The organism is Pseudomonas sp. PDM31 (genome assembly GCF_019218965.1).
In the GTDB taxonomy this organism is placed as follows: Bacteria; Pseudomonadota; Gammaproteobacteria; order Pseudomonadales; family Pseudomonadaceae; genus Aquipseudomonas.
Genome location: NZ_JAHUWS010000008.1, coordinates 108,047 through 130,808 on the forward strand (window position 1 = coordinate 108,047; position 22,762 = coordinate 130,808).

Sequence of the window (22,762 nt, forward strand, 5' to 3'; positions counted from 1 at the left end):
TCAAATACTTTACCCACGACTGGAACTATCAGAACTGATAGGCAATTGGACTGATAAACCACAGATTCAATCGCAGCAGTTCACAATCCGCGACATTCAATCCTTGCGTGCAAACTCCGCTGGCGAGTTCGGTAAACGCAGCGCAGAGCCCAGCTCCACCTTGCTTTTCACCCCCAGCTGCAAGTAGCAATTGCGCAGGTAGGTGCGCACGGTGGCAGGGCTCAGGGCGAGTAGCTTGGCGATTTCCTTGTAGGAGTGGCCCGCGGCGAACAGCATGGCTGCGGTGCGCTCCCGCGGTGCCAGGCCCTCCCCGCCGGTGGGGGCTTCGAGGGACAGGATGACGTGTTCGGCGTTGGAGCTCAGGGTCAGCGCGCAGCGGCCCAAACGAGTCACGCAGGGTGCCTTGTGCAGTTGCGCGATCACCTGCGCCGGTAGCATCGAGCCGCTCCAGCCGGGTACCTCGCGCTGGATCGCGGCGCACAGGTGGGCGCCGACAAACAGCAGGCTGCCATCCCTGCGCGCGACACCGAAATCGCTGGCGCCGTTGCCGGTGTCGAAGCGAATCATGTCCTGCACCTGAAACCGCCATGACTGGAACAGGTGATCGCAGAAAGCCGAAAACAGCTGCGCCTCGATTTCATCGAAGGCCTGTTCGTGCTCGCCCCGGTAGAGACAGACGAAGAACATCAGACCGCTTTCGGGCAACTCGTAGGTGACGCACATCAGGTGAAAAAGATCGTAGCGCCGGGCGAAGTCGTTAACCGCTTCGCACGGGTCGTTGAAGCCGGTGTCGCGCAACACCTCGCCGGGTTGGCTCAGGGTGTCGTGGGAAAATTTGTCGTTGGCCGCCACTGGATGCCATTCGGCGGCAAAGGATTCGGGCAGGTTGATGCGCCCGTGCATCCAGCTTTGCGGGGGAACATCGACCCCCGGTGTGGACATTTCGCCCCACCAGGCAGAGGTGAAAGGCACAAGCTCTGCGAACGACTGCAGGCCATCGGCGATGAACCCGCAGGCACCGCCATCGCGCGCCAACTGGCCCAGGTGCAATACACAGCGGTTGAACGCCTTTAGCGTGGTCATTGGCATCGTTGCGCTGACCTTGTCACCCTCCCCCATTATTTTGATCCTGCTGGCTACATGACGTGATTTTTCGAACATGCCACAGCCGCAGCAACAACGTCCACTCCCGTGTAGGGGGGATTGCGGTGATTCAGAAGTGGATGTCTTGGGCGGGTATCACATCGATGCGCGCCACCGAACCGGTCAGGTGTGCCAGGTCCTTGTTGTGTTCGGCGATGATGTCTTCGGCGGTGAGGGTGCCGTTGTCCATGGTCGAGTGCGCGTCGGCCGCCAGCACCACGTCGTAACCCAGTTTCAAGGCCTGGCGCACCGTGGCGTTGACGCAATAGTCGGTTTGCAGACCGCAGATGATCAGGCGTTCGAAGTCCTGCGCGGGCAGCAGTTTCTGCAGATTGGTCTGGTAGAACGAATCCCCGGTGGTCTTGCGTACACGCAGGTCACCGGCTGCGGTTTGCAGCCCTTCGGCCAGTTGCCAGCCGGGCGTTTGATGGGTGAAAGGACCGCCCTCTTCCTCGTGCTGGATCAGCACTACCGGCAACCCGGCCTTGCGCACCCGGGCAGACAGGTCGTTGATCGTATTGATGACCCGGGCGATGTCGAAACACTCGTATTCGCCGCAGCTCAGAGCCTGCTGGACGTCGATGACAAGCAGCGCGGTGGCCATGATTCCTCCTTGAAGTGTCGTTGAACAGGGGGACGACCATAGGGCCGCCCCTTTTAAACACAAGCCTCAATAACCCAGCGACAGCCCGGTGTTACGCCGTGGATCGTTGGCCCCGTAGAAGCGGTTCTTGCCCACCGGCTTGCCCTCCAGGGACGGTGCGCCGACGAGGATCGCCGCCAGGTGGTTGGCGTCCTGGGGACCGGCAAACTTGTGGCCCCAGCTTTCCAGCAACTTCACCGTATCGGGACTGGTGGTGAACAACTCCAGGTTGGTTTCCTCCGGCAGCCATTGCTGGTGGAAACGCGGCGCGTCGACCGCTTCCTGAATGTTCATGCCATAGTCGATCACGTTGAGCATGGTCAGCAAGGTTGCGGTGATGATCCGGCTGCCGCCTGGGGTGCCGACCACCATCACCACTTTGCCGTCCTTGGTGACGATGGTCGGGCTCATGGACGACAGCGGCGCCTTGCCCGGGGCGATGGCGTTGGCTTCGCCCTGAACCAGGCCGTACATGTTCGGCACGCCGATTTTCGAGGTGAAATCGTCCATTTCATCGTTGAGGATGACCCCGGTCTTGCTGGCCATGACCCCGGCGCCGAACCAGTCGTTGAGGGTGTAGGTCACCGACACCGCGTTGCCCCATTTGTCGACGATCGAATAGTGGGTGGTGTTGCTGCCTTCGTGGGGTGCTACGCCCGGTTTGAGCTCGCTGGATACCGCGGCCTTCTGCGGATTGATCGCCTCACGGAGCTTGGTCGCGTAGTTTTTGTCCAGCAGGTGGGCGATCGGGTTCTTCACGAAATCCGGGTCGCCGAGGTAGCTGTTGCGATCCACGTAGGCATGGCGCATCGCTTCGATCTGATAGTGCATGCCCTGGGCCGAGTGATAGCCCAATTCCTTCATCGGATAGCCTTCGAGGATGTTCATGATCTGGCAGATCACCACGCCCCCGGAGCTCGGTGGCGGTGCCGAGACCACGTGGTAGCCACGGTAATCGCACTCGATCGGCGCCAGTTCGCGGGTCTTGTATTTGTCCAGGTCAGCCTGGGTGATGATGCCCTTGTTGGCCTGGCTTGAAGTGACGATGGCGTCGGCGACCCAGCCTTTGTAGAAACCATCAGTGCCTTTTTCGGAAATTTCCCGCAGGGTTTTGCCCAGGTCCTTCTGCACCAGTTTCTGCCCGACCTGCATCGGTTCGCCGTTGCTGAGGAAGATCGAGCCGGAATCCTTGATGTCTTTCTTGAACACGTCGGTGGCGTATTCCAGCAGTTCGACGTCACCCTGTTCCAGCACGAAACCGTCTTCGGCGAGTTTGATGGCCGGGGCGATCACCTCTTTACGTGGCTTGGTGCCGTACTTGGACAATGCCAGTTCCATGCCCGACACCGTGCCCGGCACGCCGACCGCCAGGTGGCCACGGGTACTCAGGTCCGGGACTACATTGCCCTCTTTGTCGAGGTACATGTTCGCGGTGGCGGCCAGTGGGGCCTTTTCGCGGAAATCGAGGAAGGTCTTGCGTCCGTCCGCGAGCTGGATGGTCATGAAACCACCGCCACCGAGGTTACCGGCCGCAGGGTAAACCACCGCCAGCGCATAACCCACAGCCACGGCGGCATCCACAGCGTTGCCGCCGTTCTTCAGCACATCCACGCCAACATGGCTGGCCAGATGCTGGGCGGTGACCACCATGCCGTTTTCGCCGGCAACCGGGGCTACGGAGGCCGCATGGGCCGTCAGGCAGCTGAGCGCCAATGAGGTCGCAATCAGCGATTTGGAAAAAGGTTCGTACTTCATTGAGTCGGTCTCTTCTTGTTATTGAACAGGGGAGCGCTTGAGGAGCAGTAGGCAAGTATGGTCGGCTTTGCGTATTGCGCCTCCCCTTCGAGGCGGTATGCTTGACAGCTGTTCAGCAATTCGGCGCGGCCTGCGGCATGACCTACACCTGCACCACCTTTGCGTCTGCGGTCGGCGAACTGAAGCTGGTGGCGAACGGTTCACGACTGGCGGCCATCCTCTGGGAAAACGACAAACCCGGGCGGGTGCGGCTCGGACCAATGCGCGAGGCGCCGGACGATCCGGTGCTGATCCGCACCGCAGGGCAGTTGCGCGAATATTTTGCCGGTACCCGCCATTGCTTCGACCTGGAGCTGGACTTTGTCGGGACGGAGTTTCAGAAGAAGGTCTGGGCGGCGCTGCTGACCATCCCGTTCGGTGAGACGCGCAGCTACAGCCAGATCGCCGAACAGATCGGCAACCCGGCGGCGGTCCGCGCGGTGGGTGCGGCGAATGGCAAGAATCCGATTTCGATCGTGGCGCCCTGTCACCGGGTGATTGGCGCCTCGGGCAAGCTGACCGGGTTTGCCGGGGGGCTTGAGGCCAAGCAATTGCTGCTCACCCTTGAAGGCGGACTGTGGCCTGGAACCTCGCGCCTGCCGGGTTTCTGATTCGCAAGACCAGGCTTGCCAGCGATGGTGGCCTGGGGTGGGATGCAAGGCTTGTGGTCCAATCGCCAGCAAGCCGGCTCCTACAGATCTGCGTCAAACTCCGAGAGCAACGAACACCGCAATTGTGTGGGAGCTGGCTTGCCGGCGATGACGGCCGCAAGTGCGGTGCAAGGCTCGAGGTCCTGTCGCCTGCAGCGGGGAGTCGTCTAGCGCGCGGGCGCGAACAGGTTTTTCATGGCCGCGTACTGCAACAACATAATGGTCTTGGCGTCGCAGATTTCACCGCGCTCGAATGCTGCCAGCGCTTGCTCGAATGTCCACTCCAGCACTTCCAGTTCCTCGGTTTCTTCTTCCAGCCCACCGCCATCGCTGACCTTCGACGACGCATCGTATTGAGCAATGAAGAAGTGCAGCTTTTCTGTCACCGAGCCTGGGCTCATGTATGCCTCGAAGACCTTCTGCACGTGGTGCACGCGGTAACCGGTCTCTTCCTCGGCTTCGTCACGGATGCGTTCTTCGGGCGCAGCCCCCTCCAGCAGGCCGGCGGCCACCTCGATCAACAAGCCATCGTGACCGTTGACGAACACCGGCAAGCGAAACTGACGCGTCAGCACGACGGTGCGCTTTTCCCGGTTGTACAAAAGAATCGCCGCACCATTGCCGCGGTCATAGACTTCCCGGCTTTGACGCTGCCAGTCGCCGTTATTGCGCAGGTAATCGAAGGTGACTTTCTTCAACAGATACCAGTCGTGGGACAACACCTGAGATTCGACGATGTTGACCCGCTCGGCTGTGTTCTTCGCCATGACAACCCACCCCGTTTTTGTCCTGAAGGCAGGCATGTTAGGTGAAAATGCAGAAACCCGGCAGCGCGCAGCTCAAGAAAGTTGCGCCTGGTATTCCTTTTCATACTGCCCCGCCAGCTTTTCTTTCTGCTTGTCGTCGAGCAGTTTGCCGGCCATCTGGAAGAACTTCTGCTCTTCCTCCTCAAGGTGGTGGTGAACTTTCTCCGACAGCTTTTTCGCGGTCGCCAGCCAGGCCGGGCTGGACATTTCGGTCTGATCCAGCTCTTCCATCATCTCATCCATTTCGTGATGCTCGGCAATCGCATGGCGGCTCAGATCGATGCCGTTGTCGAACTCCATCAAGGGTATATAGAAGTGACGTTCCTCGGCGGTTTCATGGGCTTGCAGTTCAGACTTGAGCTGTTTGTATGCCTCGACCCGCTCCGGCGTATCGCCGCTGGTACGGATCAGCGCTTTGGCATAAGTGCGTTGGCGTTCATGGCTTTCGCGCAAGGCTTCAAAAATGTTCACGGTTTTTCCTCAAGGAGCGCGTTGTGGGCTTCCTGAGAAATGACAGCTGCACACGATCGAGGGTTCAACTTTTCGGGGCTGGATCCATCGCGACAAGCGGGATAGGCTGCCGCTTCAATGCCATAAGGATATAGCCATGACCCTGCGAATCGAGCTGACGCAAAACCCTACGGAAGAACAACGCCAGGCCATCCTGCAGCCGTTACGCGCCTACAACGCCTCGAAGGTACCTGGCGCGGTGCCTGAGCATGTCGCCCTGCTGATTCGCGATGACAATGACGAGATCCTCGGCGGCCTGTACGCGCGCCTGTTTTACCAGTGGCTGTTCATCGATCTGTTGTCGGTGCCGGAACAGGCGCGGGGACAAGGCATGGGCACGAAATTGATGCAGATGGCCGAGGACCTTGCGCGCGAGCGCCAATGCGTCGGGCTGTGGCTCGATACCTTTGAATTCCAGGCCCCGGCGTTCTACAGCAAATGCGGCTATAGCGAGATTGGCCACATTGCCGACTACCCGCCGGGGTACAAGCATTTCTTTTTACAGAAGCGCCTGAGTTACTGATCAACGCACAAAAACCCTGTGGGAGCGGGCTTGCTCGCGAAAGCGGTGTGCCAGTCGACATCCTATTAGAATGACACACCGCTTTCGCGAGCAAGCCCGCTCCCACAGGGGTAATGCATCAATTTTCAGATCACAGGCAGGTCGCCAACGCCGCCAGGCGGCGCTTGGCCACGAAGTCATCCTGCTGGGCGTAGTAGCTCAGGACCGTTCCCGAGGCGTCGGTCGTCACGTCGACGAAGGACTCGGCCGAGCGCGTGTAAACGGTAGTAACGCCCTTCTCGCCGGGCTCCAGGTAGGCAGCGGCGTCGACGCCAAAGACGGCCTCGTCCTGCCAGGAAAACTGCACGCACTGGGCGACATCCTTGGCCGGTTTACTCGAGTTGAGGGTCTTGTAGGGCGCCTTGGTGCGAGCATCGTTCATCGCCGAGCCCGCGCATCCCGCCAGCAAGGCAGCGGCCAGCGCCACCATCAGAATTCGCATTGCATTCACTCATGAGGAAAAAGCGGACTGTATCACCGTGGCGCGGCGTATCGTTCTGCTTTACTGCATTTATAACGCGACACCACGCGACGATTCGCGCACCCTGTCGCGCCAATCCCGCCACATCAATACCTGACTGGAACCCCAATGACACCCAACGCCGAGTTTTACAAACCAACCACTGAATATGCCGACAAGCTGATCAGCCAGATCGGCCAGACACCTTCCTGGATCGCCAAGCGAATCGGCGTCACCGACAAGCGCATCCGTTACATCCTCGACGGCGAAAGAACCGTCAAGGGCGAAACCACGCCGATCCAGATGACCTACACCGAACAATTTGCCCTCGAATGCCTGGCGGCTGCCGCCAAGGCCAGCAAAAAGCAGTCTTCGTAATCCCTGTTCAAGGAGCGACCATGGCGGCATCCGAGCTGCAACACGAACAAGCGCTGAAGAAGTTTCTCGACGAACGCCCGCAATTGCGCGTCGAACTCGACCACCTCAATCCGCTGTTGGCTCAAGCCAAGGGCGAAACCTCGGAGCAGTACCGTGAAGAACGCTTGCATGAAGCGTTCGAGGCCGAGGCAGAGCGACAGGGATTGTTCGCCTGGGAGTTGACCCTGCAACTGACGGCCGCCACGCCAGAGGAATACGAAGCCCGGCGCCTTGAAGTGCACCGGGAAGTGGCGGAGATGGCCGGCATGGATTGGCTGGAATATTGCGATTTATATGGAATAACACCGTAATCACCGCTCAAGGAGTGCCATCGCCGATGCTGCCTTCCGCTTCCAGAACCCACGCCAGCCCCGGTCACCTGCACACACAGAAATGGCGCGGGCGTATCGGCCTGAGCCTGGTGGCCATGCTCTCGGTACTGGCCGGCATGACCGATGCCATCGGCTTCATGGCAACGGGCGACTTCGTCTCCTTCATGAGCGGCAACACCACCCGCCTTGCCGTCGCCATCAGCGTCGGTGACCTGGGGCTGATCCTGCGGTTGCTGCTGGTGCTCATGTTCGTCATCGGCAATGCGCTGGGCATCGTCGTCAGCCGTTTCGGCGGACGGCGGGCGCTGCCGTTGCTGCTGTGCATCGCCGCCCTGCTCTGCGCTGCCGGCGCCTGGCCTTACGACGAGCAATTGCCCGCGCTGCTGGCGGCGATCATCGCCATGGGCATGCTCAATGCGGCCGTCGAGGAGGTCAATGGCCTGCCGGTCGGCCTGACCTATGTGACCGGTGCCCTGTCGCGCTTCGGTCGCGGGCTGGGCCGCTGGATGCTCGGCGAGCGCCGTAATGGCTGGCGCGTGCAATTGATCCCCTGGACGGGCATGTTCGCCGGCGCGGTACTCGGTGCCGTGCTGGAACATCACCTGGGGCTCAAGGCGTTGTTTGCCAGTGGTCTGCTGGCTGCCGCGCTGGGGCTGTTGTCGTTGAAGATCCCGCGGCGCTGGCAGTTGGGTTATATGCCGCGTTGATTCAGGTGTGACGGTCAGGCCGCCTTCGCGAGCAAGCCCGCTCCCACATTGGTTCTGTGTCGATAGTAAGTCCTCCTGTGGGAGCGGGCTTGCTCGCGAAGGCGCCGGCACAGACAACATCGACTTAGCCGCCCCGTCGATAAAGCATTATCATGGCCGCAGTTTCGCTGATCGAGTCCGCCATGAAGTTCGCCATTGCCGTATTTTCCGCCGCCCACGCGCCCTCCTCGCGCCGCGCCCTGCTGTTCGCCCAGGCGGCACTGGCCGGCGGGCATGAGATTGTCCGGCTGTTTTTCTATCAGGACGGTGTCGGCAACGCCTCCGGCAGCGTGGTCACGCCTCAGGATGAACTGGATTTGCCCAAGCAATGGCGCGCCTTTGTCAGCGACCATCAACTCGACGGCGTCGTGTGCATCGCCGCCGCCTTGCGCCGTGGTGTGTTGAACGAAGAAGAAGCCAGGCGCTATCAACGTGAGGCGGTTGCCGTCGGCGCGCCTTGGGAATTGTCCGGCCTCGGCCAGTTGCACGATGCGGTGCAGGATGCTGACCGCCTGATCTGTTTCGGAGGTGCTTGAGATGGCCAGATCCTTGCTGATCATCAGCCGCCAATCGCCATGGTCTGGGCCGGGTGCCCGGGAAGCGCTGGACATCGTGCTGGCCGGCGGCGCCTTCGATCTGCCGATCGGCCTGCTGTTTCTCGATGACGGCGTGTTCCAGTTGGCCGCGCAACAGGATGCCAAGGCCCTGCAGCAGAAAGACCTGAGCGCCAACCTTCAGGCTCTCCCGATGTTCGGTGTCGAAGAGTTGTTTTTCTGTGCCGACAGCGCCGCGCAACGTGGTCTGGATTCCAGCGCTCTCTCGCTGGAAGAAGCCCAGGTGCTGACTGCCCAGCAAATCACCGCCCTCATTGACCGTTACGACCAGGTGATCACCCTCTGATGTCGACTTTGCATGTGTTGTCTCATTCCCCGTTCGGCGACGATCGCCTGACCAGTTGCCTGCGCGTGATTGGCGCCGGCGACGCCTTGCTGCTGTCCGGTGACGCCGCCTATGCCCTGCAACCCGCCACCGCGCCCTACACCACGCTGCAGGCAAGCGGCCTGAAACTCTACGTTCTGGCAGAAGATGCCCAGGCCCGGGCGCTTCAAGCCCCTGACTGGGTCAAAGCCATTGATTACCCGACCTTCGTCGAACTGACGATCCACCACGACAAGGTAAACAGTTGGCTATGAATTCCCTGACGGTCGGCGCCCGCGCCATCGAACTGGACAAGGACGGTTTTCTGGTCGAGCTCAGTGACTGGAATGCTGACGTGGCCGGTGCCCTGGCGGCCGCCGAAGACATCGAGTTGACGCCTGCGCACTGGGAAGTCCTCGAACTGCTGCGCAGCTTCTATGCCGAGTTCCAGCTGTCACCGGCGACACGTCCGCTGATCAAGTACACCGCATTGAAGCTCGGCCCGGAAAAAGGCAACAGCCTGCACCTCAACCAACTGTTCAAAGGCACCCCTGCCAAACTCGCCGCGAAACTGGCGGGCCTGCCCAAACCGACGAATTGCTTATGACCGACTTTCCAGCGCTGACCCTCGAAACGCCCGCCGAACATCCGTTCGCCCAATTCGTCCGGATCCTGGGCAAAGGCAAGCGCGGTGCCCGCGACCTGACCCGGGTCGAAGCCCGCGAAGCCATGGGCATGGTGCTCGACGACAAGGTCGAGGACACCCAGCTCGGTGCGTTCCTGATGCTGTTGCGGCACAAGGAAGAAAGCGCCGAGGAGATGGCCGGGTTCACCGAGGCCTTGCGTGAGCGCTTGCAGGCACCGGCATTGAATGTCGATCTGGACTGGCCGACCTACGCCGGCAAGAAGCGCCATTTGCCGTGGTACCTGCTGGCAGCCAAATGCCTGGCGCAGAACGGCGTGCGGATCTTCATGCATGGCGCTGGCGCGCACACGGCGGGCCGGATGTACAGCGAGCAATTACTGGCGCAATTGCAGATCCCCCTGTGCCGCACCTGGCAACAGGTCGGCTCGGCGCTGGACAACGGCGGCCTGGCGTTCATGCCACTGGTGGACTGGGCGCCGCAACTGCAACGGATGATCGACCTGCGCAACACCCTGGGCCTGCGCTCACCGATCCACTCGCTGACGCGGATTCTCAATCCACTGGGCGCGCGCTGCGGCCTGCAAAGCATTTTCCATCCGGGTTATCAGGCTGTGCATCGCGATGCCAGCGGCTTGCTCGGCGACACCGCCATCGTGATCAAGGGCGACGGTGGAGAAATCGAGATCAACCCGGACGCCGACAGTCACCTGTATGGCACCACCGGCGGCGAAAGCTGGGACGAGGAATGGCCGCAGCTGTCGGCGCAGCGTCACGTCAAACCCGCCGCGCTCGATCCCGGGCATTTGCAAGCCGTATGGCGTGGCGATGTAGTCGACAGCTATCCGCAGATGGCGTTGATTTCGACCATGGCCTTGGCCTTGCGCGGCCTCCGCCAGAGCCGTGAGCAAGCCTTCGAAACTGCCGAGAAATATTGGGCCGCCCGTAACAAATCGATTTAATCGATTATTGACGCCCGATCTTTGCGCTTTTTGTTCGAACTCATCGGAATAGACTCGACTCAAACGCTTAACGATTTCAGGAGGATTGAACATGGGTTTATTAGTCGATGGCCGCTGGCAGGACAAGTGGTACGAAAGCAGCAAAGACGGCGCGTTCCAGCGCGAACAGGCGCAGCGCCGAAACTGGGTGACGGCAGACGGCAAGCCGGGGCCGAGCGGTGTCGGTGGCTTCGCGGCTGAACCGGGGCGCTATCACCTCTACGTGTCACTCGCCTGTCCCTGGGCTCATCGCACCCTGATCCTGCGCAAACTCAAAGGCCTGGAAAACCTGATCGACGTGTCCGTGGTCAGCTATTCGATGCTGGAGACCGGCTGGACCTTCGACAAGGCCCACGGCTCCACTGGCGACAAACTCGACGGGCTGACCTTCCTGCACCAGCGCTATACCGCCGATGCCGCCGACTACACCGGCCGCGTCACGGTACCGGTGCTCTGGGACAAGCAGCAAGAGCACATCGTCAATAATGAATCATCGGAAATCATCCGCATGTTCAATGGCGCGTTCGACGAACTGACCGGCAACGACCTGGACTTCTATCCCGCTGCGCTGCGGGGTGAAATCGACGTCCTGAACGAGCGGATTTATCCGGCGGTGAACAACGGCGTGTACCGCGCCGGTTTTGCCACGTCGCAGCAGGCATATGAGGCGGCGTTCGATGAATTGTTTGCCGAGCTCGATCACCTGGAACAGTTGTTGGACGCCAACCGCTACCTGACAGGCGAGTACCTCACCGAAGCGGACATCCGCCTGTTTACCACGCTGATTCGCTTCGACGCGGTGTATTACGGGCACTTCAAGTGCAACCTCAAGCGCATTGCCGATTATCCGAACCTGTCGAACTGGTTGCGGGAGATTTACCAGTGGCCAGGGATTGCTGAGACGGTGGATTTCACCCACATCAAGACCCACTACTACGGCAGTCACAAGACCATCAATCCGACGGGGATCGTGCCAAAAGGCCCGGCGCAGGATTTCACCGCAGCCCATGATCGGGAGCGGTTGAATGGCAAAGGGGTTTGGCGCAGGGCCTGATTACACACTGAAACCTGAGAGCAGATGCGATCAATTGTGTTGAGGGAGGCTTGTGTGACAGGGGGGCTTCTGTGACAGGGGGGCTTCTGTGGCGAGGGGGCTTGCCTGTGGCGAGGGGGCTTGCCCCCGTTGGGTCGCGCAGCGGCCCCAAAAAGCATGGGCCTGCTGCGCAGTCCAGCGGGGGCAAGCCCCCTCGCCACACAAGCCCCGATAGCCCCCCTCACCACAGATCAGACTTGTGATTGAGCGCCTTCAAACCACGCCAGTTTCTCGCGCAGTTGCACCACCTCACCCACGATCACCAATGTCGGCGCATGCACTTCATGCTCCGCCACCAACCGTGGCAGGTCGGCCAGCGTGCCGGTAAACACCCGCTGGTTGACCGTGGTGCCCTGCTGGATCAGCGCCGCCGGGGTATCGGCGGCGCGACCATGCTTGATCAACTGTTCGCAGATGCTCGGCAAGCCCACCAGCCCCATGTAGAACACCAGCGTTTGCGCCGGGGCCACCAGATCGGCCCAAGGCAAATCGCTGGAGCCGTCCTTCAGGTGCCCGGTAACAAAACGCACCGACTGCGCGTAATCGCGGTGAGTCAGCGGAATCCCGGCGTACGCCGCGCAACCGCTGGCCGCCGTGATACCCGGCACGACCTGGAACGGGATGCCATGGGCCGCCAGTTCCTCGATCTCTTCACCGCCGCGACCGAAGATGAACGGATCGCCACCCTTCAACCGCACCACGCGCTTGCCCTGTTTGGCCAGGTCCACCAGTTGCTGGTTGATCTGGTCCTGCGGCACCGCGTGATCGGCGCGACGCTTGCCGACGTAGACCCGCTCGGCATCGCGACGGCACAACTCGAGTATCGCCGGTGCCACCAGACGGTCGTACAACACCACGTCGGCCTGCTGCATCAGGCGCAAGGCGCGGAAGGTCAGCAGGTCGGGATCACCCGGCCCGGCGCCCACCAGATACACCTCACCGGTGGCCACCGTCGCTTCACCATCGATCTTGGCTTGCAGCAGACGCTCGGCTTCACCACCCTGCCCGGCCAGTTGACGGTCGGCAATCGGCCCCTGGAAAACGTCCTCCCAGAATGCGCGACGTTGCTGCACATCCGGGAACAGCTTTTTGACCTGATGGCGAAAACACGCCGCCAAGCCAGCGAGCTGACCGTAGGTAGAAGGAATCCAGGTTTCGATCTTGGCGCGAATCAGGCGAGCCAGCACCGGCGCATCGCCGCCGCTGGACACCGCAATGATCAATGGCGAACGGTCGACAATCGCCGGGAAGATCACGCTGCACAGGGCCGGCGCGTCCACCACATTGACCGGCACGCAGCGCCGATGGGCATCGGCGGACACCTGCGCGTTCAGCGCTTCGTCATCGGTGGCGGCGATGATCAGGCCACAGCCGTCCATATCCGCCTCGACGTAACCGCGCACAAGGCACTCGCCACCGCTGCCGGCAACCAGCTCACGCAGTTGTGCTTCGATTTCAGGTGCAACCACTCGCAGCAGCGCACCGGCATCGGCCAGCAGGCGGGATTTGCGCAAGGCAATCTCCCCCCCACCGACGACCAACACACGACTGCCGCGAAGGTTGTGGAACAGCGGCAGATAGTTCATTTAGCCGATGACCTCAAGGCCACCCATGTACGGCTTCAGCACCTCTGGCACACGGATCGAACCGTCGGCCTGCTGGTAGTTTTCCAGCACAGCCACCAGGGTACGACCGACTGCCAGGCCGGAACCGTTGAGGGTGTGTACCAGTTCCGGCTTGCCGGTTTCCGGGTTGCGGAAACGCGCCTGCATGCGGCGGGCCTGGAAGTCGCCGCAGTTGGAGCACGACGAGATTTCGCGGTACTTGTCCTGGCTCGGAATCCACACTTCCAGGTCGTAGGTCTTGACCGCGCCGAAGCCCATGTCGCCGGTGCACAGCGCCAGGGTACGGTAAGGCAGTTCCAGCAGTTGCAGGACTTTCTCGGCGTTGGCGGTCAGGCCTTCCAGCGCTTCCATCGACTGCGACGGCTCGACGATCTGCACCATCTCGACCTTGTCGAACTGGTGCTGACGGATCATGCCGCGAGTGTCGCGACCCGATGCACCGGCTTCACTACGGAAACACGGTGTGTGAGCGACGAACTTGATCGGCAGCAGTTTCGAGTCGACGATTTCGCCGGCAACGATGTTGGTCAGCGACACTTCGGCGGTCGGGATCAGGTACAGGTCGGCTTCGCCTTCACGGGCGATCTTGAACAGGTCTTCTTCGAATTTCGGCAACTGACCGGTGCCTTGCAGCGCCGGGGCCTGGACCAGATAAGGCGTGTAGGCCTCTTCATAGCCGTGCTCGGTGACGTGCAGGTTGATCATGAACTGCGCCAGGGCGCGGTGCAGACGGGCGATCGGGCCGCGCAGCAAGGCGAAACGCGCGCCGGACAGCTTGGCGGCGGTTTCGAAATCCAGCCAGCCGAATTTTTCGCCCAGGGCGACGTGGTCCTGAACCGGAAAATCGAAGGCAGTCGGGGTGCCCCAACGGCGCACTTCGACGTTGTCTTCTTCGTCTTTACCGACCGGCACGGATTCGTGCGGCAGGTTCGGGATACCCAGCAGGATCGAGTCCAGTTCGGTCTGGATCGCGTCCAGCTCGACTTTGCCGGCACTCAACTCGCCCGCCATGCGCTCGACGTCCGCCATCAACGGCGCGATATCTTCGCCGCGCTGCTTGGCCTGACCGATGGATTTGGAGCGCGCATTACGTTCAGCCTGCAGTGCTTCGGTGCGGGTCTGGACGGTCTTGCGCTGTTCTTCCAGCGCTTCGATGCGCGCAACATCCAGCACATAGCCACGGGATGCCAGGCGGTCCGCTACGTCCTGAAGGTTGCTACGTAACAGTTTGGAATCGAGCATGTCGGTTTCTCGTTTATCAAAGTTTGGTCAAGGACAGGCCGGCCCAGGTGGCAAGCAGCCCGCCGAATACGCTGAGCGCCGCATAGCCCAGGGCCAGCGGCACTTGCCCGCTTTCCAGCAGGCGCACCGTATCCAGTGAAAAGGATGAAAAAGTCGTCAGCCCCCCGAGGAAGCCGACGATCAACCCGGCACGCACCTCAATCGGCACCTCCGGGCGTAGCAAAAACAGACCGTATAGAACGCCGATCAGCAAACAGCCCACGATATTAACGGCCAGCGTCGCGGTATAGAAGTGCCGCGGCCAATTAGCGTTGATCCAATTGCCCGTGGCAAAGCGCAACAGCGTGCCGGCAACTCCGCCGACGGAAACCGCAACGATCAAGGGAAGCACTATTTTCTCCGCTGTCTTGGGCTTAAACGGTCGAGTTTCGCCAGGTGATTGAGCTTTTCGCCGATCTTCAACTCCAGGCCCCGGGGCACCGGCTGATAGAACGGGATCGGTTCAAGTTCTTCCGGGAAATAATCTTCGCCAGCGGCATAAGCGTCCGGCTCATCGTGGGCATAGCGGTATTCATCGCCGTAACCCAATTGTTTCATCAGTTTGGTGGGCGCGTTGCGCAAGTGCAGCGGCACTTCCAGCGAACCGTGCTCGGCGGCGGCGCGCAATGCCGTCTTGAAGCCCATGTACACCGCGTTGCTCTTGGGTGCGCAGGCCAGATATGTAATGGCCTGGGCCACCGCCAGTTCGCCTTCGGGGCTGCCAAGGCGCTCCTGCACTTCCCAGGCGGCCAGGCACAGGCTCAGGGCGCGCGGGTCGGCATTGCCGATGTCTTCGCTGGCCATACGCACCACGCGCCGGGCCAGGTACAGCGGATCGCAACCGCCGTCGATCATCCGCGCGAACCAGTACAATGCGCCATCGGGGTTGGAGCCGCGCACCGATTTGTGCAGCGCGGAGATCTGGTCGTAGAACGCTTCGCCGCCCTTGTCGAACCGTCGGCGGGTGTCGCCGAGCAGGCTTTGCAGCAGGTCTGTGCCGATCTCGCTGTTGTCTTCGGCAAGGTCCGAGGCGTTTTCCAGCAGGTTGAGCAGGCGTCGGCCATCACCATCGGCGGCCGACAACAACATCTGGAAGCCTTCGTCGCTGAGCGTCAGGTTGCGCTTGCCCAGACCGCGCTCCTCACTCAGCGCGCGGTGCACCAGTTTGCGCAGGGCCGCTTCGTCGAGGCTTTTGAGCACATAGACGCGGGCCCGGGAGAGCAAAGCGTTGTTGAGTTCGAACGAGGGGTTTTCCGTGGTGGCGCCAATGAAGATCAGCGTACCGTCTTCGACATACGGCAGAAACGCATCCTGCTGGGACTTGTTGAAGCGGTGCACTTCGTCGACGAACAGGATGGTGCGCTTGCCGTACTGCCCGGCCTGCTGCTTGGCGATTTCCACCGCCTGACGGATTTCCTTCACGCCGGCCAGGACCGCCGAGACGGTTTCGAAGTGCGCGTCCGAGACTTCCGCCAGCAAGCGCGCCAGGGTGGTCTTGCCCACGCCCGGCGGGCCCCAGAAAATCATCGAATGCAGGGCACCCTGCTCCAGGGCTTCGCGCAAAGGCTTGCCGCGAGCGAGCAGGTGTTCCTGTCCGACGTACTCGTCCAGGTTGGTCGCGCGCAGGCGGGCGGCCAATGGTTGAGCGATCGGAGCGCTGCGAAACAGGTCCATGACTATCTCTGATACCTCAATTGAACACGCCCCCCCCTGTAGGAGCGAGCATGCTCGCGATGGACTCAAGGACACCGCTGGGTGTCAAGCTGCCAACGTTATCGTTGTCGACCATCGCGAGCATGCTCGCTCCTACAGGTACAGGGGTCGCATGTTATTCCTGGATCACATCGGCACCCTTGGGGATGTCGAACTTGAACCGGGAAGCCGGGATCGGCTCGTTGGCCTTGACCCCGGTGAACAGGATATTGGTGCGCTGGCCGACGCTGTCGATCATCTGCATGTCATTGACCAGGCCGTTACGGAACGACAGACGCAGGCTGTCGAACAGTGTGTCCTTGGTTTTCGGCTTCAGGGTGAAGTCGATCACGCCGCCGGCTTCCTTGGCGCTGATATCGAAGCTCTGGCTGATCTTCGACACGTCACCGGACAACAACAGGGCCGGGGTCTGGGTCAGGCGCTGATCGAGGTTCTTGATGGTCGCCTGCTCAAGATCCGGGTCCCACAGGGTGACCTTCTTGCCGTCCGAGACCATGGTCTGCTCGGCCGGTGCATTAGTGTGCCAGTAGAACAGCCCCGGACGCTGCAAGGACATTTCACCGGCGGTTTCCTGCAATTGGGTGCCGGTGCCGTCAAGGGTCAGTTGGGAGAAACGCGCGCTCAGGGTCTGGGATTTTTCCAGCAGTTGAGTCAGGCGCGCCACGTCCTTGTCGTCGGCGTGAGCCTGGAGCGTGGTCAAAGCCAGTACCGGCAGCAACAGCATGCGGATCAGACGCATGGGAGTCCTCATAACATTCGTGGGAGTGCGGCAGGTGCCTGAAGACACCTGCCCTTCAATATCAGGTCAGTCGCGCACCGGGCCGGGGGCCAGGACTTCACGCGAACCGTTGGTGTTCATGGAGGTCACGACCCCGGCCATTTCCATGGCTTCGATCATGCGCGCAGCGCGGTTGTAGCCGATCTTCAGCTTGCGCTGTACCGCGGAGATGGACGCGCGACGACTTTCAAGAACGAACTGCACCGCTTCGTCGTACAGCGCGTCAGCCTCAGGATCGTCGCCATCGCCACCGCCGCTGCTGCCTTCGAAGCCACTGCCGGCCTCTTCGACACCGTTGAGAATGTCGTCGTTATACTCCGGCGCACCACGCAACTTCCAGGCTTCCACCACGCGGTGAACCTCGTCGTCGGACACGAATGCACCGTGCACACGGATCGGCAGGCTGGTGCCCGGCGGCATGTACAACATGTCACCGTGGCCCAGCAGTTGTTCGGCGCCACCCTGGTCGATGATGGTCCGCGAGTCGATCTTGCTCGATACCTGGAACGCCATGCGGGTCGGAATGTTGGCCTTGATCAGACCGGTGATCACGTCCACCGACGGCCGCTGGGTCGCGAGGATCAAGTGGATACCGGCGGCTCGGGCTTTCTGGGCGATACGGGCGATCAGCTCTTCAACCTTCTTGCCGACGATCATCATCATGTCGGCGAATTCGTCCACCACCACCACGATGGTCGGCAGCTTTTGCAGCAGCGGTGCTTCGTCGTGGATGCTTTCGCGCTTGTACAGCGGATCGCTCAACGGCTCGCCGGCGTCCTGGGCTTCCTTGACCTTGGCGTTGAAGCCGGACAGGTTACGCACGCCCATCTTCGCCATCAGCTTGTAGCGCCGCTCCATCTCGGCAACGCTCCAGCGCAGGGCGTTGGCCGCGTCCTTCATGTCGGTGACCACCGGGCACAACAGGTGCGGAATGCCTTCGTAGATCGACAATTCAAGCATTTTCGGGTCGATCATGATCAGCTTGGCGTCTTCCGGGCCGGACTTGAACAGGATCGACAGGATCATCGCGTTCACACCCACCGACTTACCGGAACCGGTGGTACCGGCCACCAGCAGGTGGGGCATCTTCGCAAGGTCGGTAATCACCGGCTTGCCGCCGATATCATGGCCCAAGGCCAGTGTGACCGGGGACTTGAAGTTGTCGTACTCGGGGGTCGACAGTACCTCGGAGAAGCGCACGATCTGCCGGTCTTCGTTGGGGATCTCGATACCCACCGTAGTCTTGCCGGGAATCACTTCCACCACGCGCACGCTGGTCACGGCCAGGGAACGTGCCAGGTCCTTGGCCAGGTTGGAGATACGGCTGACCTTGACCCCTGCCGCCGGCTGGATTTCGTAACGGGTAATCACCGGGCCCGGGTGAATCGAGTCAACCGCGACTTCGACACCGAATTCCTTGAGCTTGATTTCCAGCAGATGGCCGACCGCAGCCAGGGATTCAGGCGAATAATTGAGTTGTTTCTTTTCCGCCGGGTCGAGAATCGAGATTGGCGGCAAGGTGCCTTCCACGGCGCTGTCGACGAACAGCGGCGCCTGTTTCTCTTTTTCCACACGTTTGCTTGGCGCGGCCGGCTTGACCGGAGCCGGGGCAATCACCGGCGGCACCTGCTTTTCGCGTTCGGACATGTGCTTGCTCAGGGCCTGCTCACGCTCGATCAGGCGTTCCTTGACCTTGGCCTGTTCGCGCTTGTCGGTGACGGTCGGTGCGACCACGTCATGCACACGGTCATCAACCTCTCGCAACTGGGCGACCAGTTGCTTGCGTTCGGCACGGGCGGCCCACCAGCGATTGGCGGCGCCCTGGAACAGTTCGAACAGGTCCAGGGTGATCTTGCCGGTAAGGTCCATCACCTTGAACCACGACAGATCGGTGAACACCGTCAGGCCGAACAGGAACAAGGCGATGAACAACAGCGTGCTGCCCTGGATGTTCAGGGCGGTCCTGGCCAGGTCGCCGAGGCTTTCACCCAGTGCACCACCGGCACCGGCCGGCAGACCGGTTGCCGCGTGGAAATGGATATGCGCCAGCGCCGCACCCGAGAGCACCAGGAACACCAGGCCGATCAGGCGCCAGGAGAACAGCCAGCCGCTCCACTGCCACGGTTCGTGACGCTGACGAAAGATCTGATACGTCTTGATCGCCAGCAGCAACGGGAAGATGTAGGCGAAGTAGCCCAGCACCATGAACAGGATATCGGCGCTGTAGGAGCCCGCAGGCCCGCCGAAGTTCTGCACGTCGTCGATCTTGCTGTTGTGGCTCCAGCCCGGATCATCCTTGCCATAGGTCAACAGGGCCATCATCAGGAACAGGCACAGGGCACCGATGGCGATCAGTGCACCTTCCTTGAGCCGGTAGTGCAGATGTTGGCGCCAGAGCGGAACGACGGCTGGTTTGGGTGCTGCGGTGGATTTCTTCAAAACGCTTCTATTCCTGCGCCAACGGCGCGTCCATCTGTTGATTGACTATAAAAAACTGCCCAATCCAGGCAGGTAAAAAAGTTGCGATGCGTAACCGGGACTACTTTTAACACTGCACAGCGGTTTTTATAAACACGGCATGCACTGCTTTTTAATACAAATGCCCTGATAGCGAGGCATTGTACGGGTTTGTGCGTGCGACGCCATGTTTGCGACCCTTGGGTGTAGCATAGTCAACAGCACATGACATGCAGTTCAATTTGAGCATGCATTCTCTTTTGTGACAAAGGCTTATGAGGTGTTTTTATGAGCACAGCGAAGCATTCCCGCCTGATCATTCTGGGTTCCGGCCCTGCCGGTTACAGTGCGGCCGTGTATGCCGCCCGCGCCAACCTCAAACCGGTCGTCATCACCGGCATACAGGCAGGAGGCCAGCTCACCACCACCGTTGAAGTCGATAACTGGCCGGGCGACGTCGAAGGCCTGACCGGTCCGGTGCTGATGGAGCGCATGCAAAAACACGCCGAGCGCTTTGCCACAGAGATCGTTTACGACCACATCCATACCGCCAAGTTGCAACAACGCCCCTTCGAGCTGACCGGAGACGGCGGCACGTACACCTGCGACGCGCTGATCATTGCCACCGGCGCTTCGGCGCAGTATTTGGGCCTGCCCTCTGAAGAAACCTTTGCCGGCAAAGGCGTTTCCGCCTGCGCCACCTGTGACGGCTTCTTCTATCGAAATCAGGTAGTGGCCGTCGTTGGCGGCGGCAACACGGCGGTCGAGGAAGCCCTTTACCTGTCGAACATCGCCAGGGAAGTGCATCTCATCCATCGCCGCGACAAGTTGCGCTCGGAGAAAATTCTCCAGGACAAACTCTTCGAGAAGGCCGCCAACGGCAATATCCGCCTGCACTGGAACCAGAACCTGGACGAAGTGCTCGGTGACTCCAGTGGCGTCACCGGTGCCCGCTTGCGTGACAGCCACACTGGCGCAACCAGCGAATTGTCGCTGGCCGGGGTGTTTATAGCCATCGGCCACAAACCCAATACCGACCTGTTCGTCGGCCAGCTGGAGATGCGCGACGGCTATCTGCTGGTCAAGGGTGGCAGCGAAGGCGATGCCACCGCCACCGCCATTGCCGGCGTGTTTGCTGCGGGCGACGTGGCCGATCACGTCTATCGCCAGGCCGTGACCTCTGCCGGCGCGGGCTGTATGGCCGCACTGGACGCCGAGAAATACCTGGACGACATTCCTGTCATTTGAAGGCAAACTCAACGGCGGGACAACACCCGCCACTGCCCTCCCCTTCTGCAAGCCCGGATGCCATGCTGACTTGGTTACAACGCAACTCCCTGAACTTTCCACCACTGGAAAAAGCCATGCGCGACCCCAACGGGCTGCTGGCTGCCGGTGGTGATTTGTCCGCCGACAGGCTGATCAACGCCTATCGCCATGGTTGCTTTCCGTGGTTTTCCGAAGGCCAGCCGATTCTCTGGTGGTCGCCCGACCCGCGCACGGTACTGTTTCCTGACGAACTGCACGTCTCGCGCAGCCTGAACAAGCTGCTGCGCCAACAACGCTATCAAGTGACCTTCGACCAGGACTTTGCCGCCGTCATCCGCGCCTGCGCCGCGCCACGGGAATACGCCGACGGCACCTGGATCACCGACGCCATGCAGGACGCCTACATAGAGCTGCACAGGCGTGGTCATGCGCATTCGGTGGAAGTCTGGGACCAGGACGAACTGGTCGGCGGGCTGTACGGACTGGCGATGGGACAGCTGTTTTTTGGCGAGTCGATGTTCAGCCTCGCCGACAATGCCTCGAAATTCGGCTTTGCCACCCTGGTGCGGCATCTGCAAGACTCAGGCTTTGTCCTGATCGACTGCCAGATGCCCACCGATCACCTGCACAGCCTGGGCGCCCGGGCGATTCCCCGCCGCGAATTCGCCGCCTACCTTGCCAGGCATCTGGATCAACCCAATGGTGCCACCTGGGTTTGCTGAGCGACTTTTGCCGCCGTGGCTTACACTTAATCAAAAGCTTATTCCCGAGGGTTGATCATGACCGAGTTGGCGCGTCTGAAGTTCTATGCCACTCAGCCGCACTCTTGCAGTTACCTGCCCGAGGAGCAGGCCACCACCCTGTTCCTGGACCCTAGCCAGCCCATGGATGTGCATGTCTACGCAGACCTGTCGGAGATGGGGTTTCGTCGCAGCGGCGATCATCTCTACCGACCGCATTGCCAGCATTGCAATGCGTGCGTTCCGGCGCGCATTCCCGTGGCTCAATTCACACCGAACCGCCAGCAGAAACGCATCCTCAAGCGCAACGCGGATCTGCAGGTACGCCCGGCCAAGCCGGGGTACAGCGAAGAGTACTTCGACCTTTATCAGCGCTATATCGAGCAACGCCACGCCGATGGCGATATGTACCCGCCGAGCCGCGATCAGTTTTCGACCTTCCTGGTACGCGACCTGCCGTTCTCCCGATTTTACGAATTCCGCCTGAACGGCCAGTTGCTCGCGGTTGCCGTCACCGATTTACTGCCCAACGGTTTGTCGGCGGTCTATACCTTCTACGAACCCGCCGAAGAACGCCGCAGCCTGGGACGTTTCGCGATCCTGTGGCAAATCGCCGAGACCCGCCGCCTGGAACTGGAAGCCGTCTACCTTGGCTACTGGATAAAAAACTGCAAAAAAATGAGCTACAAGACTCAATATCGCCCTATCGAGCTGCTGATTAACCAGCGCTGGGTGGTTCTGAACTAGAGCATTCCCTAAACCCCTTGGCTTGAACCCCACTTTTCGGGCACAATGCACGCCGCTTTTGCCTGGCGCAGTTGCACCGGGCCATTCATTGGACACCGAGGGCTTTACTGCATGTCGAAAGAAGACAGCTTCGAAATGGAAGGCACTGTCGTCGACACCCTGCCCAACACCATGTTTCGTGTGGAGTTGGAAAATGGGCACGTCGTAACCGCGCACATCTCCGGCAAGATGCGCAAGAACTACATCCGTATTCTTACCGGCGACAAAGTGCGCGTAGAGCTGACTCCCTATGACTTGAGCAAAGGGCGCATCACTTACCGCGCCCGTTAATCAAGTCAATACAAGACGCCCGGCCTATGCCGGGCGTTTTTGTTTGTCTGGGATTTGATGCAGCACACCAGGCCAATGTGGGAGCGGGCTTGCTCGCGAAGGCG

27 protein-coding genes are annotated in these 22,762 nt (G+C 60.8%); 15 read left to right on the forward strand and 12 right to left on the reverse strand.

The annotated features are described in order from the left end of the window. Positions 1 to 96: 96 nt before the first annotated feature. From KW839_RS16930 to ggt, 3 genes are all read right to left on the reverse strand, one after another. A complete protein-coding gene (locus KW839_RS16930; protein WP_218424987.1) occupies positions 97 to 1,119 on the reverse strand; it encodes a helix-turn-helix transcriptional regulator in 1,023 nt (340 codons plus the stop codon). 94 nt (positions 1,120 to 1,213) lie between these two features. Continuing rightward, positions 1,214 to 1,747, reverse strand: coding sequence for a cysteine hydrolase family protein (locus tag KW839_RS16935; protein ID WP_218424988.1), 534 nt, complete (start codon positions 1,745 to 1,747; stop codon positions 1,214 to 1,216). A gap of 66 nt (positions 1,748 to 1,813) precedes the next feature. Continuing rightward, complete coding sequence (ggt, locus tag KW839_RS16940) at positions 1,814 to 3,541, reverse strand: gamma-glutamyltransferase (protein ID WP_218424989.1); 1,728 nt, start codon at positions 3,539 to 3,541, stop codon at positions 1,814 to 1,816. A 137-nt stretch (positions 3,542 to 3,678) separates the two neighbouring features. Between ggt and KW839_RS16945 the strand changes: the two genes are divergently transcribed. Next, on the forward strand, positions 3,679 to 4,191 hold the full coding sequence (locus KW839_RS16945) for a methylated-DNA--[protein]-cysteine S-methyltransferase (RefSeq protein WP_218425068.1): 513 nt from the start codon (positions 3,679 to 3,681) through the stop codon (positions 4,189 to 4,191). Positions 4,192 to 4,397: 206 nt separating this feature from the next. Here KW839_RS16945 and KW839_RS16950 read toward each other — a convergent pair whose 3' ends face one another. Together KW839_RS16950 and KW839_RS16955 are read right to left on the reverse strand one after the other, a co-directional pair. Then, the gene (locus KW839_RS16950; RefSeq protein ID WP_218424990.1) at positions 4,398 to 4,997 is read right to left on the reverse strand and encodes an NUDIX domain-containing protein; all 600 of its coding nucleotides are present in this window, start codon (positions 4,995 to 4,997) and stop codon (positions 4,398 to 4,400) included. 72 nt (positions 4,998 to 5,069) lie between these two features. Next, entirely contained in the window at positions 5,070 to 5,507 is a 438-nt protein-coding gene (locus tag KW839_RS16955; protein ID WP_060543585.1) for a hemerythrin domain-containing protein, read from the reverse strand. A gap of 136 nt (positions 5,508 to 5,643) precedes the next feature. On the opposite strand from KW839_RS16955, the gene KW839_RS16960 reads away from it, so the two are divergent. Beyond that, positions 5,644 to 6,069 carry a GNAT family N-acetyltransferase gene (locus KW839_RS16960; protein ID WP_060543584.1) on the forward strand — a complete coding sequence of 142 codons (426 nt, stop codon included), beginning with the start codon at positions 5,644 to 5,646 and terminating at the stop codon, positions 6,067 to 6,069. Between the two features lie 130 nt (positions 6,070 to 6,199). Here KW839_RS16960 and KW839_RS16965 read toward each other — a convergent pair whose 3' ends face one another. Next, entirely contained in the window at positions 6,200 to 6,550 is a 351-nt protein-coding gene (locus tag KW839_RS16965) for a hypothetical protein (protein WP_060543583.1), read from the reverse strand. 147 nt (positions 6,551 to 6,697) lie between these two features. On the opposite strand from KW839_RS16965, the gene KW839_RS16970 reads away from it, so the two are divergent. The 9 genes from KW839_RS16970 to KW839_RS17010 all read left to right on the forward strand — a co-directional run bounded on the left by KW839_RS16970 (position 6,698) and on the right by KW839_RS17010 (position 11,679). Then, positions 6,698 to 6,946, forward strand: a complete 249-nt coding sequence (locus KW839_RS16970; RefSeq protein ID WP_034146936.1) for a hypothetical protein — start codon at positions 6,698 to 6,700, stop codon at positions 6,944 to 6,946. A gap of 20 nt (positions 6,947 to 6,966) precedes the next feature. Next, entirely contained in the window at positions 6,967 to 7,296 is a 330-nt protein-coding gene (locus tag KW839_RS16975) for a DUF6388 family protein (protein ID WP_060543582.1), read from the forward strand. A 26-nt stretch (positions 7,297 to 7,322) separates the two neighbouring features. Then, positions 7,323 to 8,024, forward strand: coding sequence for a YoaK family protein (locus KW839_RS16980; RefSeq protein WP_218424991.1), 702 nt, complete (start codon positions 7,323 to 7,325; stop codon positions 8,022 to 8,024). Between the two features lie 182 nt (positions 8,025 to 8,206). After that, entirely contained in the window at positions 8,207 to 8,599 is a 393-nt protein-coding gene (gene tusD / locus KW839_RS16985; protein ID WP_060543612.1) for a sulfurtransferase complex subunit TusD, read from the forward strand. Position 8,600: 1 nt separating this feature from the next. Continuing rightward, positions 8,601 to 8,963 carry a sulfurtransferase complex subunit TusC gene (gene tusC, locus KW839_RS16990; protein ID WP_060543580.1) on the forward strand — a complete coding sequence of 121 codons (363 nt, stop codon included), beginning with the start codon at positions 8,601 to 8,603 and terminating at the stop codon, positions 8,961 to 8,963. Next, positions 8,963 to 9,256, forward strand: a complete 294-nt coding sequence (gene tusB / locus KW839_RS16995) for a sulfurtransferase complex subunit TusB (protein WP_218424992.1) — start codon at positions 8,963 to 8,965, stop codon at positions 9,254 to 9,256. Before tusC ends, tusB begins: the two co-directional genes overlap by 1 nt. Then, positions 9,253 to 9,588, forward strand: a complete 336-nt coding sequence (locus KW839_RS17000; protein ID WP_060543578.1) for a TusE/DsrC/DsvC family sulfur relay protein — start codon at positions 9,253 to 9,255, stop codon at positions 9,586 to 9,588. The genes tusB and KW839_RS17000 overlap by 4 nt, the downstream gene beginning before the upstream one ends. Beyond that, on the forward strand, positions 9,585 to 10,586 hold the full coding sequence (locus KW839_RS17005) for a glycosyl transferase family protein (RefSeq protein WP_218424993.1): 1,002 nt from the start codon (positions 9,585 to 9,587) through the stop codon (positions 10,584 to 10,586). Before KW839_RS17000 ends, KW839_RS17005 begins: the two co-directional genes overlap by 4 nt. Positions 10,587 to 10,677: 91 nt before the next feature. Next, positions 10,678 to 11,679, forward strand: coding sequence for a glutathione S-transferase family protein (locus KW839_RS17010; protein ID WP_060543576.1), 1,002 nt, complete (start codon positions 10,678 to 10,680; stop codon positions 11,677 to 11,679). Between the two features lie 230 nt (positions 11,680 to 11,909). Here the strand turns inward: KW839_RS17010 and cysG are convergent, their stop codons facing one another. The 6 genes from cysG to KW839_RS17040 form a co-directional block, all read right to left on the reverse strand. Then, complete coding sequence (gene cysG, locus KW839_RS17015; protein ID WP_218424994.1) at positions 11,910 to 13,304, reverse strand: siroheme synthase CysG; 1,395 nt, start codon at positions 13,302 to 13,304, stop codon at positions 11,910 to 11,912. Next, positions 13,305 to 14,585, reverse strand: a complete 1,281-nt coding sequence (serS, locus tag KW839_RS17020) for a serine--tRNA ligase (protein WP_060543574.1) — start codon at positions 14,583 to 14,585, stop codon at positions 13,305 to 13,307. A gap of 16 nt (positions 14,586 to 14,601) precedes the next feature. Next, positions 14,602 to 14,976 carry a fluoride efflux transporter CrcB gene (crcB, locus tag KW839_RS17025; protein ID WP_060543573.1) on the reverse strand — a complete coding sequence of 125 codons (375 nt, stop codon included), beginning with the start codon at positions 14,974 to 14,976 and terminating at the stop codon, positions 14,602 to 14,604. Beyond that, positions 14,976 to 16,298: a replication-associated recombination protein A gene (locus KW839_RS17030; RefSeq protein ID WP_060543572.1), complete on the reverse strand. Its 1,323-nt coding sequence runs from the start codon at positions 16,296 to 16,298 to the stop codon at positions 14,976 to 14,978. The genes crcB and KW839_RS17030 overlap by 1 nt, the downstream gene beginning before the upstream one ends. 154 nt (positions 16,299 to 16,452) lie before the next feature. Then, entirely contained in the window at positions 16,453 to 17,076 is a 624-nt protein-coding gene (gene lolA, locus KW839_RS17035) for an outer membrane lipoprotein chaperone LolA (protein ID WP_060543571.1), read from the reverse strand. A 66-nt stretch (positions 17,077 to 17,142) separates the two neighbouring features. Beyond that, a complete protein-coding gene (locus tag KW839_RS17040) occupies positions 17,143 to 19,554 on the reverse strand; it encodes a DNA translocase FtsK (RefSeq protein ID WP_218424995.1) in 2,412 nt (803 codons plus the stop codon). A gap of 306 nt (positions 19,555 to 19,860) precedes the next feature. Here KW839_RS17040 and trxB point away from each other — a divergent pair, with 306 nt between their 5' ends. From trxB to infA, 4 genes are all read left to right on the forward strand, one after another. Further along, positions 19,861 to 20,820 (forward strand): thioredoxin-disulfide reductase, encoded by a 960-nt coding sequence (trxB, locus tag KW839_RS17045; RefSeq protein ID WP_060543569.1) that lies wholly within the window; start codon positions 19,861 to 19,863, stop codon positions 20,818 to 20,820. A 62-nt stretch (positions 20,821 to 20,882) separates the two neighbouring features. After that, complete coding sequence (gene aat, locus KW839_RS17050) at positions 20,883 to 21,563, forward strand: leucyl/phenylalanyl-tRNA--protein transferase (protein WP_060543568.1); 681 nt, start codon at positions 20,883 to 20,885, stop codon at positions 21,561 to 21,563. 57 nt (positions 21,564 to 21,620) lie between these two features. Then, positions 21,621 to 22,328, forward strand: a complete 708-nt coding sequence (locus KW839_RS17055; protein ID WP_060543567.1) for an arginyltransferase — start codon at positions 21,621 to 21,623, stop codon at positions 22,326 to 22,328. 111 nt (positions 22,329 to 22,439) lie between these two features. Next, complete coding sequence (gene infA, locus KW839_RS17060; protein ID WP_002553999.1) at positions 22,440 to 22,658, forward strand: translation initiation factor IF-1; 219 nt, start codon at positions 22,440 to 22,442, stop codon at positions 22,656 to 22,658. Positions 22,659 to 22,762: the final 104 nt, after the last annotated feature.

Bases quoted from the DNA above. Each gene is read 5' to 3' on its own strand.
- KW839_RS16960 (WP_060543584.1), top strand. From the start codon at position 5,644: ATGACCCTGCGAATCGAGCTGACGCAAAACCCTACGGAAGAACAACGC.
- KW839_RS17005 (WP_218424993.1), top strand. From the start codon at position 9,585: ATGACCGACTTTCCAGCGCTGACCCTCGAAACGCCCGCCGAACATCCG.
- cysG (WP_218424994.1), bottom strand. From the start codon at position 13,304: ATGAACTATCTGCCGCTGTTCCACAACCTTCGCGGCAGTCGTGTGTTG.
- KW839_RS16935 (WP_218424988.1), bottom strand. From the start codon at position 1,747: ATGGCCACCGCGCTGCTTGTCATCGACGTCCAGCAGGCTCTGAGCTGC.
- tusC (WP_060543580.1), top strand. From the start codon at position 8,601: ATGGCCAGATCCTTGCTGATCATCAGCCGCCAATCGCCATGGTCTGGG.
- tusB (WP_218424992.1), top strand. From the start codon at position 8,963: ATGTCGACTTTGCATGTGTTGTCTCATTCCCCGTTCGGCGACGATCGC.
- tusD (WP_060543612.1), top strand. From the start codon at position 8,207: ATGAAGTTCGCCATTGCCGTATTTTCCGCCGCCCACGCGCCCTCCTCG.
- KW839_RS16945 (WP_218425068.1), top strand. From the start codon at position 3,679: ATGACCTACACCTGCACCACCTTTGCGTCTGCGGTCGGCGAACTGAAG.
- trxB (WP_060543569.1), top strand. From the start codon at position 19,861: ATGAGCACAGCGAAGCATTCCCGCCTGATCATTCTGGGTTCCGGCCCT.
- serS (WP_060543574.1), bottom strand. From the start codon at position 14,585: ATGCTCGATTCCAAACTGTTACGTAGCAACCTTCAGGACGTAGCGGAC.
- infA (WP_002553999.1), top strand. From the start codon at position 22,440: ATGTCGAAAGAAGACAGCTTCGAAATGGAAGGCACTGTCGTCGACACC.
- ggt (WP_218424989.1), bottom strand. From the start codon at position 3,541: ATGAAGTACGAACCTTTTTCCAAATCGCTGATTGCGACCTCATTGGCG.
- KW839_RS16930 (WP_218424987.1), bottom strand. From the start codon at position 1,119: ATGGGGGAGGGTGACAAGGTCAGCGCAACGATGCCAATGACCACGCTA.
- KW839_RS16980 (WP_218424991.1), top strand. From the start codon at position 7,323: ATGCTGCCTTCCGCTTCCAGAACCCACGCCAGCCCCGGTCACCTGCAC.
- KW839_RS17010 (WP_060543576.1), top strand. From the start codon at position 10,678: ATGGGTTTATTAGTCGATGGCCGCTGGCAGGACAAGTGGTACGAAAGC.
- KW839_RS17000 (WP_060543578.1), top strand. From the start codon at position 9,253: ATGAATTCCCTGACGGTCGGCGCCCGCGCCATCGAACTGGACAAGGAC.
- KW839_RS16950 (WP_218424990.1), bottom strand. From the start codon at position 4,997: ATGGCGAAGAACACAGCCGAGCGGGTCAACATCGTCGAATCTCAGGTG.
- KW839_RS16965 (WP_060543583.1), bottom strand. From the start codon at position 6,550: ATGCGAATTCTGATGGTGGCGCTGGCCGCTGCCTTGCTGGCGGGATGC.
- lolA (WP_060543571.1), bottom strand. From the start codon at position 17,076: ATGCGTCTGATCCGCATGCTGTTGCTGCCGGTACTGGCTTTGACCACG.
- KW839_RS17055 (WP_060543567.1), top strand. From the start codon at position 21,621: ATGACCGAGTTGGCGCGTCTGAAGTTCTATGCCACTCAGCCGCACTCT.
- KW839_RS16975 (WP_060543582.1), top strand. From the start codon at position 6,967: ATGGCGGCATCCGAGCTGCAACACGAACAAGCGCTGAAGAAGTTTCTC.
- KW839_RS16970 (WP_034146936.1), top strand. From the start codon at position 6,698: ATGACACCCAACGCCGAGTTTTACAAACCAACCACTGAATATGCCGAC.
- KW839_RS17030 (WP_060543572.1), bottom strand. From the start codon at position 16,298: ATGGACCTGTTTCGCAGCGCTCCGATCGCTCAACCATTGGCCGCCCGC.
- aat (WP_060543568.1), top strand. From the start codon at position 20,883: ATGCTGACTTGGTTACAACGCAACTCCCTGAACTTTCCACCACTGGAA.